This window comes from Burkholderia aenigmatica, from assembly GCF_902499175.1.
Classification (GTDB): Bacteria; Pseudomonadota; Gammaproteobacteria; order Burkholderiales; family Burkholderiaceae; genus Burkholderia; species Burkholderia aenigmatica.
This window is the reverse complement of sequence record NZ_CABVQC010000001.1, coordinates 243,574-255,780: the sequence shown is the minus strand read 5'-3', so window position 1 is coordinate 255,780 and position 12,207 is coordinate 243,574. Positions and strand designations below refer to the sequence as shown.

Sequence of the window (12,207 nt, the reverse complement as noted above, 5' to 3'; positions counted from 1 at the left end):
AGATACACCCCCTCAATCTCGGTGCGGCACACGCGCAGGCGCGCGCCGCGTAGACGCCGGATGGCGCCGCGATGGAAGTTCGTGATCCCGGCATGGCCGCGATTTGAACTGACGGAAACAGTCCTGCCGGCCGCAACGATGTGCGACTGGCGGTCGAGTGAACGCAACGCTGCGTTCGTCTGATTGTCATGTTCAGCCCGGCGGCGCCGTAACGGCGAGGCGCGTTCGAGCAGGGCACCGTCGTGTGAAGACGGCATGGATGCGGCGGGCGTGAAGCCTGCCGCTGGAGCCGGAGGCCCCCTTGATGTGGCGAAACGGATGCATGCGCAACGAATTGCGAAATGACATCACGTTGCACACGAGATCATGCATTTTGTGATGAAGTTGGGCCGAGTATAGAGTAATCAATTGATCGCGTCTACCTTGGGGACGAACGCGATTGCGCACCGCCGATCGTGCGGCTGCGATGAAGCAGGGGAGGATCGAGCGTACAGAAAGTGATTCGAATTCCGAATCGATGGGCGAGGCCGTAGTATCGAAATTGAATTCGCGAGCGGGCTTGCGTCATGCTCGACCGTCACGCGCCACCGTGTATCCGCACGAAGTCCTGGCGCGTCCGGCCTATTCGATGACGTCCGGATCGGCGCGCGGCGTCCTGCCGGTCCAGCGTCGATACGCATGACGGAAGCTGCGCGGCTCGCTGTAGCCGAGACGTTCCGCAATCGTTGCGACCGTCAGCTCAGGGTCGTCGAGCATCCGCTGCGCCTCGTCGCGGCGCACGTCGTCGAGCAGTGTCTGGAACGTGAGGCCGTCCTTGTCGAGCCGCCTGCGCAGCGTGCGCTCCGTCAGGTGCAGTGCGTTCGCGAGCGACGTCATTGACTTGAAACGCGTGAGGTCGCGCGCCATCAGCTCCTTTGCGCGATCGGCGAAACGCGTGCCGACCGATGCGGCCCACTGCCGTTCGAGCGCCTCGCACTGGCCGTGCAGCGCATTGAAGCTGACTTCGTTCGCGAGCAGCGGCATCTCCGTGCCGTTCACCGACGTGAACACGAGGCGGTTGTCGCCCGCATTGAATGCGACCTTGCAGCCGAAGTGGCGCGCGTAGTCGGCCGCATTGCGCGGTGTGCGGCGCGCGAGCTGCACCTGTGCGGGCCAGACCGGCTTGCCGACGAGATCGGACACGATCAGGCGCAGGCTCGACAGGCACATGTCGACCTGGAACACCTCGAGATCGGGCTCGCCGTTGTAGCGGCTGATCGTCACGCTCATGCCGTCCGCGTGCGCATCGATACGCACATCGAAATACAGCCCCATGAACAGCGGAAACTGGCCCATGCACCGGAATGCCTGCATCACCGAGCCGCTGATCAGCATCGCGTAGCCGGCGAGGCCGAGCGTCGACACGTGCAACCGCGCGCCGATCGACAGCCCGATCGACGGCACGCCGCTGCGCTGCAGCAGGTTGTGGAAGCAGCGCTGCTCCTGGCCGCGATTCACGTGCAGGTTCGGCGACGCGACTTCGTCCGCGCCGAGCCCCGTGCCTTCGAGCAGCGCGGCACCGTCGATATGCCGCACGCGGCACTCGTCCAGCGCGACCGCGATCGCGTGGACGGTGGCGGGAATGTCCTCCTGGCGGCCGGCCGGGCGCGCGAGGCCGAGCGACGAACGCAGGCTGCGCTCGGCCCGGCTCTGGTTTCGATGGGAACGGCTATCCATGGTGCTGACGGGGCGACTGGGTCGCGTAGAACATAGCCGGAATGTCCGCAAAACGCCAGTGCGGCGCCGCACCATGCAAGCCGCGCCGCCGCCACGCGCGGCGATGTGTCCGGAAATATCCCCCTATTACGTCCGCTTTTCTCATTCGTGGTCGATTTTTTGGCGCACCACACTTTCTGCCAGTCGTGCGCCGCCGGCCATGCCGGGCGAACGAGTGTTGGAGCCGTGAACGCCACCCACGTGAGGACAGCATGGACAACGACAGCCCTGGTCGATACGCATCGGCCGCCGCGACGCATGACTTCGGGACGCACGCGATTCGCAGCGATGGGGACGAACGCCGCAAGCCGCACCTGCTCGGACTCGCGACGCTGGTGATCTTCGGCCTCGCGTACATGCTTCCGATGACGGTGTTCACGACCTACGGGATCGTCACGAGCGAGACGAACGGGCATCTGACGGCCGCGTATGCGGTCACGCTGGTCGCGATGCTGTTCACCGCGCGCAGCTATGGGCACATGGCGCGGCTGATGCCGAGCGCCGGGTCGGCCTATACGTTCGCGAGCCGCAACTTCGGCACGTCGGCCGGCTTCATGGTCGGCTGGGCGTTGCTGATGGACTACCTGTTCATCCCGATGATCAGCTACCTCGCGATCGGCATCTACATGAAGCAAATATTCCCTGGCGTGCCGGCCAGCGTGTGGATCGTCGGGAGCATCGCGCTGATCACCGGGCTGAACATCGTCGGCATCCGGCTCGTCAATCGCGTGAACCTGATCCTGATCGCGAGCCAGCTCGTGTTCATCGCGATCTTCTTCATCGCTTCCGCGCGGGTCGCGTCGGGCGAAGGGCTGTCGATGGCCGTCGCGCTGCCGTCGTCGGGCGATGCGCGTGCGATCTTCGCCGGCTCCGCGATCCTGTGCCTGTCGTTCCTCGGTTTTGATGCGGTCACCACGCTGTCGGAGGAAACGCGCGAGCCGAAGCGCACGGTGCCGCGCGCGATCCTGCTCTGCACGCTGGCGAGCGGCGTGCTGTTCATGCTGGTCGCCTACGTCGGGCAAGTGGTGTTTCCGGACTGGCACGCATTCAAGGATCTCGATTCGGCCAGCCTCGAGCTGATGCGGCGTATCGGCGGCGGCACGCTGTCGGCGTTCTTCGTCGCGGTGTACGTGGCCGGCTGTTTCGCGAGCGCGATGGCCGGGCAGGCGAGCGTGACGCGCGTGCTGTTCGCGATGGGCCGCGACCGGGTGCTGCCCGAACGCATCTTCGGCCACCTGCATGCGCGGCTGCGCACGCCGGTGCGCGCGACGCTCGCGGTCGGCATCGTGTCGCTGTCCGCGCTGTTCATCACGCTCGATCTCGCGTCGACGATGATCAGCTTCGGTGCGCTCGTCGCGTTCGCGGTCGTGAACCTGTGCGTGATGCGCAGCTATCTGTGCCGCCCCGAGCATCGCCGCTTCGCGGGCTGGATCACGTTCGGCGCGATGCCGGCAATCGGCTTCGCGATGAACGTGTGGCTGTGGTCGGGACTGTCGCGCCAGACGTTCTACGTCGGCACCGGCTGGCTCGTGCTCGGACTCTGCCAGCTCGTGTGGCTGACGCGCGGCTTCACGCGCCCGGCGCCGACGCTGTCGATGAATTGAATGACCGGTGGCCGACTGCCGGCCGCCGGTTCTGAAACCCTGAAGGAGGAATCATCCATGAACGCTGTTGACGTCAATCTCGATGCGGACCTGCAGGCCCTCGGCAAACGCCACCTGCTGATGCATTTCACGCACGCCGATGCGTATCGCGACCACGCGCTGACCGTGTTCGACCGCGGCGAAGGCTGCTGGCTCGTCGACCGCAACGGCAAGCGCTACTTCGACGGGCTGGCCGGGCTGTACTGCGTGCAGGTCGGCTACAGCCACGGCGCGGAAATCGGTGACGCGATCCGCGAGCAGATGGTGCGGCTGCCGTTCGCGACCAACTGGGGCTATGGCCACGAACCGGCGATCCGGCTTGCGCACAAGCTCGCGGCGCTCGCACCGGAAGGGCTGAACCGCGTGTTCTTCACGTCGAGCGGCTCGGAGTCGAACGAATCGGCGATCAAGCTGGTGCGCCAGTATCACCAGTCGCGCGGCGAGCCGCAGCGGCGCAAGTTCATCGCGCGGCGCGTCGCGTATCACGGCACGTCGTTCGGCGCGCTCGCGCTGAACGGGATGACGAACTTCCGCAAGCATTTCGAACCGCTGATGTCGGGCGTGCGGCACGTGGGCAACACGAAGCGCTACGGCCGCCCGGTGGGCGAGACCGAAGCGCAGTTCACGCGCCATCTGCTCGACGAGATCGAATCGCTGATCGTGCAGGAAGGGCCGGATACCGTCGCCGCGATCGTCGTCGAGCCGCTGCAGAACGCGGGCGGCAGCCTGACGCCGCCGGCCGGCTACGCGGCCGGGCTGCGCGACATCTGCGACCGGCACGGCGTGCTGCTCGTCGCGGACGAGGTGATCTGCGGATTCGGCCGGCTCGGCGAGTATTTCGGCTCCGCGCGCTACGGGCTGAAGCCGGACATCATCACGTTCGCGAAAGGCATCGCGTCGGGCTACGTGCCGCTCGGCGGTGTGATCGCGAGCGACACGGTCGTCGACACGGTGCTCGATGGGCCGCAGCAGATGTTCCTGCACGGCGCGACCTACGGCGGCCACCCGGTCGCGTGCACGGCCGCGCTCGCGAACCTCGCGATCATGGAGCGCGAAGGCGTGCTCGAGAACGTCCGCAGCAACGAAGCGGTGTTCCGCGAGACGCTCGATGAGCTGCTCGAACTGCCGTGCGTCGGCGACGTGCGCGGCGACGGCTACCACTACTCGCTCGAACTCGTGACCGACAAGGCCGCACGCCGCTGGGCGGCCGGCATCAGCGCACAGGCGTTCGTGTCGACGCTGCTCGCGCCCGCGATCTTCGACGCGGGGCTGCTGTGCCGCGCGGGCGTCGATCACGAAGGCACGCCGATCGTGCAGTTCTCGCCGCCGCTCGTGATGTCGCGCGACGAGATCGTGTGGTTCGTCGCGCAGATCCGCGACATCCTCGTCGACACCTATGCGCGGGCGACGCGCTGAGCGCGGCGTCCTTCATTTCAGGAGCATTCGATGCGAACGTCACAACAGTCCTATATCGACGGCAAGTGGCTCGATCCGGCCGATGCGAAGCCGATCGACGTGATCGACCCGAGCACGGCGCGGCCGTATGCGCAGCTCAGGATCGGCGGTGCGGCCGACGTCGACCACGCGGTGGGCGCGGCGAAGCGGGCCTTCGACACGTATTCGCGCTGGCCGGTGGACGAGCGCGTCGCGCTGCTGCGGCGCGTGCTCGAGATCTACCAGCGGCGCTACGAGGAGGTCGCGCAGACGATCAGCCAGGAGATGGGCGCGCCGATCGCCTTTGCGCGTGCGGCGCAGGCCGCGGTTGGCACCGCGCATCTCGAACAGACGATCCGCGCGTTGCAGTCGTTCCGCTTCACCACGCAGACCGATTCGCTGCTGGTGTCGCACGAGCCGATCGGCGTGTGCGCGCTGATCACGCCGTGGAACTGGCCGATCAACCAGATCGTGTGCAAGGTCGCGCCGGCGCTCGCGGCCGGCTGCACGATGGTGCTCAAGCCGAGCGAGATCGCGCCGTTCAGCGCGATCCTGTTCGCGGAGATCCTGCACGAAGCGGGCGTGCCGCCCGGCGTGTTCAACCTCGTGCACGGCTACGGGCATGAAGTAGGCGACGCGCTGTCGCGGCATCCGGAGGTCGACATGGTGTCGTTCACGGGGTCGACGCGCGCGGGTGTCGAGGTCGCGAAGGCGGCCGCCGATACCGTGAAGCGCGTGCACCAGGAGCTCGGCAGCAAGAGCCCGAACCTGATCCTGCCTGACGCCGATATCGAGGATGCGGTCACGCGCGGCGTGCGCAGCTGTTTCAGCAACAGCGGCCAGTCGTGCAATGCGCCGACCCGCATGCTCGTGCATGCGGACCATCTGGCGCTGGCCGAGCAGGCCGCGCGCCGGGAGGCGGAGCGCACCGTCGTCGGCGATCCGCGTTCGGCGGAAACCGGCATCGGGCCGGTGGTCAGCCGCACGCAGTTCGACCGCATCCAGCACTTCATCCGGCTCGGGATCGAAGAAGGAGCGACGCTCGTCGCGGGCGGCCCCGGGCGGCCGGACGGGCTCGGCGACGGCTTCTACGTGCGGCCCACGGTGTTTTCGAACGTCACGCCGGACATGACGATCGCGCGCGAGGAAATCTTCGGGCCGGTGCTCGCGATCATGACCTACCGCACCGAGGACGAGGCCGTCGCGCTCGCGAACGATTCGGTCTACGGGCTCGCGGCCTACGTGCAGTCGAAGGATCTCGAGCAGGCGCGCAGGGTGGCGGCACGGTTGCGGGTCGGCAATGTCCACATCAACTACCCGCCGTGGAATCCGGCCGCACCATTCGGCGGCTACAAACGTTCGGGAAACGGCCGCGAGTACGCGGAGTTCGGCCTTGTCGAGTATCTGGAGACGAAGGGCACGACGGGGTACGCGTGAGCGACGCGCGTTGACGGTTCTGGCCGCCCCGGGTGACGCGCGACGCGCATGTGCCGTTGCGGATGCCGCTCGCGGTGTTCGGCCTTGACGACCCGGGGCGTTAAGGCCGAACACCGCGCGGTTGAGGCATTCAGGCCGCCGCGCAGCCTGCAACGGCGAGCCGATGCCGCGCGTGCCGACCGTCAGTCCTCGTCGGAATCCGTTGCGGCCGCATTGGGTCCCGCAACGGAAACGGCGGGCCGCCTGCGGATCTCGGAATCGAGGATCAACCGCCCGCGCAGCTTGCCTTTCATCCGCTTCACATGCTTGGGCGCCTCGGTCATGTGCTCGACCATCAGCGCCCGGACGCGCTCGGCGTCGCGCTCGCGCGCGGCCTGCAGGATCGCCTTGTGGATCGCGACGTTCGCTTCGCCGAAGCGCTTGTGCTCGACGAGCGGCGTGTCGTTCCGGAACTCGATCAGCTGGCGGATCATCTCGTTGATCAGCTCGCAGTTGTATCGCAGGAACGGGTTCGGATTCGCGGCCGCGAGGATGTCGTGGAACGTCGTGTCCTCCTGCCGCTGGCGCAGCATGTGGCCGCGGTCGTGCACGCCCGACGCGCCGTCGCAGCACGCGATGTTCGCCTCCAGCGCCGCGAAGTCGCGCTCGGTCAGGTGCGGCACGGCACCGGCCGCCAGCTCGGGTTCGAGCAGCTTGCGCACCGTGTAGATGTCGTCGATCGTCACGTCCTTGAAAAACAGGTAGTTCTGCAAGAGCTGCAGCGTGCGGTCGAGCGGCACCTCGACGACCATCCCGCCGCCCGACGGCCCCGTCGTGACCTTGATGAGCCCCTGCACCTCGAGTGACTTCAGCGCCTCGCGGATCGTGCTCTTGCTCACCGCATAGAGCTGCTGCAGCTCGGCTTCGCGCGGCAGGCGGTCGCCCGGCTTCAGGTCCTTCTCGGTGATCAGCCGCTTGATCTCCTCGGCGACGAGGTCGGCCCGCTTCGGCTGCTTGATTTCGACCGCGAGGCCCGCCCTGGCTCGGTCCATGACCATCTTCACGACTCCTTTGTCTGACTGCGCGCCGCGTCATCGTCGACGATCCGCTCCGGCGCGAGTACGGAATTTTGCCTGATTGACACCAATTTTGATCAACTCTAGCATCAGGTTCATTCTATTTATCATGATAAATAGGATCAACCGGCGGCGCGCATCCTGCAGGACGTGGGCACGGTTTGGCAGTCGGTCGCATTGCGTGTGTCCCCCTTTATGAGGAGCGTCAACTTGAATCGCCGAGAACTGTTGAAACTGGCCGCGTTGTCGGCCGTGCCGGGCGCGCTCGGCAGCTTGTCGTCCCGCGCCGCGTTCGCACAAGGTTCATCCATCCAGCTGGCGTGCCCGGTGCCGATGTCGGGGCCGTTCGCCGCCAACGGCAAGTACGCCGATCTCGGCATGCAGCTCGTGGTCCAGCAATACGGCAAGGTGCTCGGCGCGCCGCTCGCCTACACGGCGCTCGACACCGAGGGCAAGCCCGCGACCGCCGTGCGGCGCGTGCAGGAGATCGCCCAGCAGAAAGGCGTGCGCTTCTTCGCGGGCGGCATCCTGTCGTCCGAATCGCTTGCGATGGGCAAGGAAGTCCAGAAGGCGGGCGGCGTGTTCATCACGACGGCCGGTGCGGACGAGATCACCGGCAAGGATTGCAACGCCGCGACGTTCCGCTGGTCGGTGCCGACCTTCGGCGCGATCGAGCAGACGGTGCGCCCGTTGACGCAGATGCTGCCGAAGGCGAAGCGCTGGTACACGATCACGCCGCAATACGTGTTCGGCGACGGCCTGCTGTCGGCCGCGAAGGCGATCTTCAAGGAGAAGGGCATCGAGCATGTCGGCAACAGCTACCACTCGCTCGCCGAGAAGGAGTTCAGCGGCTACCTGACGAACGCGGCGGCCGCGCAGCCTGACGTGCTGCTGATCCTGAACTTCGGCTCGCAATCGTCGGACACGCTGCGTCAGGCCGTGAGCTTCGGGATGAAGCGCAACTGCACGATCCTGCTTGCGTGGGCCTCGGGCCTCGAGCAGTTCGAGGCGCTCGGGCCCGACATCTGCGATGGCGTGTATTTCGGTGCGCAGTACTGGCACGGCATCGATTCGCCGCTGAATCGCGATCTGGTGAAGCGCACGAACGCCGCGTTCAAGGCGAACCCGAACTACAGCCTCGCGGGTTCGTATATCTGCTCGAAGATCCTGGTCGACGCGATGGTGAAGGCGGGCAGCGCCGATCCGAAGAAGGTCGTCGCGGCGATGGAAGGCATGAAGTACGACGGCCTCACGGGCCCGGAGGAAATCCGCAAGGGCGACCACCAGGTGCTGAAGAACTACTACCTGCTGAAGGGCAAGCCGAAGAGCCGCATGAAACATGCGGACGACTACGCGGACATCGTCAGCTCGGGCCAGTCGTTCCTGCCGCTCGACAAGACGAGCTGCAAGCTCGCGTGACGCAATGCGTGCGTCCGCGGCAGTCGTGCGCCGCGGACATCCGTTACCTTCCTTTCTGACACGGAAGCCATGAACGTCTATCTGCTGCAGATCGTCAATGGCATCGGCGTGGGCATGCTGTATTTCCTGCTCGCCGTCGGCCTTTCGATCGTGTTCGGCCTGCTGCGCTTCGTGAACTTCGCTCACGGCGCGTTCTACCTGCTCGGTGCGTATCTCTGCTACCAGGCGCTGCAATGGTCGGCGAATTTCTGGGTTGCGCTCGCGGTCGTGCCGCTCGTCGTCGGCGCGTTCGCGTGGGGCGTCGAAAAGCTCGTGCTGCGTCACGTCTACGCGCAGCAGCACGAATTCCACATCCTCGCGACAGTCGGGCTTGCGCTCGTGCTGCAGGAGTGCGCGATCCTCGCATGGGGCCCGCTCGGCGACAACGTGCCGCCGCCCGACGCGCTGAACGGCGTCGTGATCTGGGGCGGCTTCGTCTACCCGAAATACCGGTTGTTCGTGATCGGCTTCACGGCCGTGCTCGCGGCGCTGCTGTGGTGGGTGCTCGAAGGCACACGGCTCGGCAGCACGGTGCGTGCGGGCAGCGAATCGTCGGAGATGGTGTCGCTGCTGGGCATCAACGTGACGCGCGTATTCAGTCTCGTGTTCGCGCTCGGCGCGGCGACGGCCGCGCTCGCGGGCGTGCTCGCCGCCCCGATCCGGGGCGTCGATCCGTTCATGGGCATCGAGGCGCTCGGTGTGGCGTTCGTCGTGGTCGTCGTCGGCGGGATGGGGAATTTTCTCGGGGCGCTCGTCGGCGGGCTGCTGGTCGGCATCGTGCAGAGCCTGATGAGCACGCTGTGGCCGGAAGGGGCACGGCTGATGATCTATGTCGCGATGGCGGCCGTGCTGCTGCTGCGTCCGAACGGTTTGCTGGGGAGGGCCGCATGATTCAATCGTCCAAATCGCTGCCGCCCGGCGCGGCGGCCTCGCGGCGGGCGCAGTCCTGGCGCGCCGTACTGCAACGGCCGGAAGCCTGGCTGGCCGTGGCCGTCGCATGCCTCTTGCCGATCGTGCTGAGCTCGGGTTCGCTCGCCACCGAAGTGCTCGTGTTCGCGCTCGCCGCGCTCGGCTGCAACCTGCTGCTTGGGCTGACGGGGCTCCTGTCGTTCGGGCAGGGTATTTTCTTCGGGCTCGGGAGCTATGCGGCGGGCCTCGTGCTCACGCATGGCGGCGCGTCGGTGAGCGTCGCGCTGCTCGCGGCCACCGGGCTCGGCGCCGTGGCGGCCGCGCTCGTCGGCTGGTTCTCGATCCGGCAGCGCGGCACTTATTTCGTGATGCTGACGCTGGCGTTCGGGCAACTGTTCTATTTCCTCGCCTATACGACGCCGGATGTCACCGGCGGCGACAACGGGCTGCTCGATATCCCGCGCCCCGCGTTGTCCGCTTTCGGGCATCCGCTCATCGTGCTCGATTCGCCGTGGCGCTATTACGGCTTCGTCGCGGTGCTGTTCGTCGCGGTGTTCTGGCTGCTGCTGCGCGTGTCGCGTTCGGTGTTCGGCCGCACGCTGCTCGCGATCCGCGACAACGAGGCGCGCGCGGCGGCGGCGGGCTACGACGTGAAGCGCTTCAAGCTCGCGGCGTTCGTGATCTCGGGCGCGGTGACGGGGCTCGCGGGCGCGCTGCATGCGCTGATGACCGGCATCGCGCCGCTATCGAACATCGACTATCACACGAGCGAGATGATCCTCGTGATGACGGTGATCGGCGGCACGGGCAACCTGTTCGCGTCGGTGCTCGGCGCCGCGTTCTACGTGCTGTTCGCGGACTGGCTGTCGACGCTCTGGCCGCGCTGGCTGCTGCTGCTCGGACTCGTGCTGATCGCGGTCAGCCTGTTCCTGCAGCGCGGATTGTGGGGACTCGGCGAACGCGCCATCGCATCGCTGCGGCGCACCGAACGCACGGCGGCTACGACCAGGGAGCAGGCATGAGCGAAGCGATTCTCGAGGCGCGCGGCGTCGTCAAGCGCTACGGCAAATTCACGGCGCTCGGCGGCGTCGATCTGCGGATCATGCCACGCACCGTGCATTCGGTGATCGGCCCGAACGGCGCGGGCAAGACGACGCTGTTCCATACGCTGACGGGCACGCTGCCGATCACCTCCGGCTCGATCGTGTTCGATGGCCACGACGTCACGCGCGAACCCGATTTCAGGCGCGTACGGCGCGGCATCGCGCGTTCGTTCCAGGTGACGAGCCTGTTCCCGAACCTGAGTGTGCGCGAGAACCTGCGCGTTGCCGCGCAGGGCGTCGACGCGCGACGCGCGCTGAACCCGTGGACGCCGCCGCGCGGTGCGCTTGCGCACGACGGCATCGTCGACGACGTCCTCGAGCGGCTCGGCCTGCAGCGCTTTGCGGACACGGTGACCGCCGCGCTGTCGCACGGCCAGCAGCGCCGGCTCGAGGTCGGGATGGCGTTGGCGGCGCGGCCGCGCGCGATTTTTCTCGACGAACCGACATCCGGCATGGGGATCGACGATCTCGACGACATGAAGGAGCTGATCCGCGGATTGCGCAGCGACTACACGGTCGTGCTGATCGAGCACAACATGGGGATCGTGATGGACATCTCCGACACGATTACGGTGATGCAGCAGGGCCGCGTGCTGGTCGAAGGCAAGCCCGACGCGATTCGCGGCGACGAGCGTGTCCGTACCGCCTATCTCGGCAACATGATCACGGGAGGCCGCGCATGATGCTCGACATCACGGAAGTCCATGCCCATTACGGCAAGAGCCATGTGCTGCAGGGCGTCTCCCTGAACGTGAACGACGGCGAGACGGTGACGCTGCTCGGCCGCAACGGTGCGGGCAAGTCGACGACGCTGAAGACGATCGCGGGCGCGGTCGCGCCGACCAGCGGCTCGGTGAAGTTCCTGGGCCGCGAGGTCGCCGGGCAGCCCATGCATCGGATCGCCGCGCGCGGCCTGTGCTTCGTGCCCGAACATCGCGGGATTTTCCGGCTGCTGTCGGTCGAGGAGAACCTGCGGCTCGGCGCACGCCGCGATTCGCCGTGGCAGCTCGACGACATCTACCGGATCTTTCCGCGCCTGAAGGAACGCCGCCGCAACGGCGGCGCGCAGTTGTCGGGCGGCGAGCAGCAGATGCTCGCGATCGGCCGCGCGCTGATGAACCATCCGCGGCTGCTGATGCTCGACGAGCCGGTAGAAGGGCTGGCGCCGGTGATCGTCGAGGAGATCGTCGAGCAATTGAAGCGGATCAAGGCGGCTGGCGTCGCGATCCTGCTCGTCGAACAGAACCTCGAGGTGTGCACGCAGCTGGCGGATCGCCACTTCGTGATCGAGCAGGGCGTGATCGTCTACGAAGGCAGCAACGCGGCGTTCATGGCCGATCACGAGGTCAAGGACCGTTATCTGGGCGTCGGCGTCGCGTAAGCGCCGCACCCTTTCATTGCGAGGAATTCCAT

At 66.7% G+C, this 12,207-nt stretch carries 10 protein-coding genes; 8 read left to right on the top strand and 2 right to left on the bottom strand.

The window, feature by feature from the left end:
- Nucleotides 1-621: 621 nt before the first annotated feature.
- Nucleotides 622-1,716 carry an AraC family transcriptional regulator gene (locus BDO18943_RS01160; RefSeq protein WP_175020849.1) on the bottom strand — a complete coding sequence of 365 codons (1,095 nt, stop codon included), beginning with the start codon at nt 1,714-1,716 and terminating at the stop codon, nt 622-624.
- Nucleotides 1,717-1,967: 251 nt separating this feature from the next.
- Here BDO18943_RS01160 and BDO18943_RS01155 point away from each other — a divergent pair, with 251 nt between their 5' ends.
- The 3 genes from BDO18943_RS01155 to BDO18943_RS01145 are packed head-to-tail and all read left to right on the top strand — an operon-like array spanning nt 1,968 to nt 6,269.
- Nucleotides 1,968-3,359: an APC family permease gene (locus BDO18943_RS01155; RefSeq protein ID WP_175020848.1), complete on the top strand. Its 1,392-nt coding sequence runs from the start codon at nt 1,968-1,970 to the stop codon at nt 3,357-3,359.
- A gap of 57 nt (nt 3,360-3,416) precedes the next feature.
- Entirely contained in the window at nt 3,417-4,814 is a 1,398-nt protein-coding gene (locus BDO18943_RS01150) for an aspartate aminotransferase family protein (RefSeq protein WP_175020847.1), read from the top strand.
- 30 nt (nt 4,815-4,844) lie between these two features.
- The gene (locus BDO18943_RS01145) at nt 4,845-6,269 is read left to right on the top strand and encodes an aldehyde dehydrogenase family protein (RefSeq protein WP_175020846.1); all 1,425 of its coding nucleotides are present in this window, start codon (nt 4,845-4,847) and stop codon (nt 6,267-6,269) included.
- A gap of 182 nt (nt 6,270-6,451) precedes the next feature.
- Here BDO18943_RS01145 and BDO18943_RS01140 read toward each other — a convergent pair whose 3' ends face one another.
- On the bottom strand, nt 6,452-7,306 hold the full coding sequence (locus BDO18943_RS01140; RefSeq protein ID WP_175020845.1) for a FadR/GntR family transcriptional regulator: 855 nt from the start codon (nt 7,304-7,306) through the stop codon (nt 6,452-6,454).
- A 228-nt stretch (nt 7,307-7,534) separates the two neighbouring features.
- On the opposite strand from BDO18943_RS01140, the gene BDO18943_RS01135 reads away from it, so the two are divergent.
- From BDO18943_RS01135 to BDO18943_RS01115, 5 genes are all read left to right on the top strand, one after another.
- On the top strand, nt 7,535-8,743 hold the full coding sequence (locus BDO18943_RS01135; protein WP_089454515.1) for an ABC transporter substrate-binding protein: 1,209 nt from the start codon (nt 7,535-7,537) through the stop codon (nt 8,741-8,743).
- Between the two features lie 69 nt (nt 8,744-8,812).
- On the top strand, nt 8,813-9,673 hold the full coding sequence (locus BDO18943_RS01130; RefSeq protein WP_089454514.1) for a branched-chain amino acid ABC transporter permease: 861 nt from the start codon (nt 8,813-8,815) through the stop codon (nt 9,671-9,673).
- Entirely contained in the window at nt 9,670-10,713 is a 1,044-nt protein-coding gene (locus tag BDO18943_RS01125) for a branched-chain amino acid ABC transporter permease (RefSeq protein WP_175020844.1), read from the top strand. Before BDO18943_RS01130 ends, BDO18943_RS01125 begins: the two co-directional genes overlap by 4 nt.
- The gene (locus tag BDO18943_RS01120) at nt 10,710-11,477 is read left to right on the top strand and encodes an ABC transporter ATP-binding protein (protein ID WP_175020843.1); all 768 of its coding nucleotides are present in this window, start codon (nt 10,710-10,712) and stop codon (nt 11,475-11,477) included. Before BDO18943_RS01125 ends, BDO18943_RS01120 begins: the two co-directional genes overlap by 4 nt.
- Complete coding sequence (locus tag BDO18943_RS01115) at nt 11,474-12,175, top strand: ABC transporter ATP-binding protein (RefSeq protein WP_175020842.1); 702 nt, start codon at nt 11,474-11,476, stop codon at nt 12,173-12,175. Before BDO18943_RS01120 ends, BDO18943_RS01115 begins: the two co-directional genes overlap by 4 nt.
- Nucleotides 12,176-12,207: the final 32 nt, after the last annotated feature.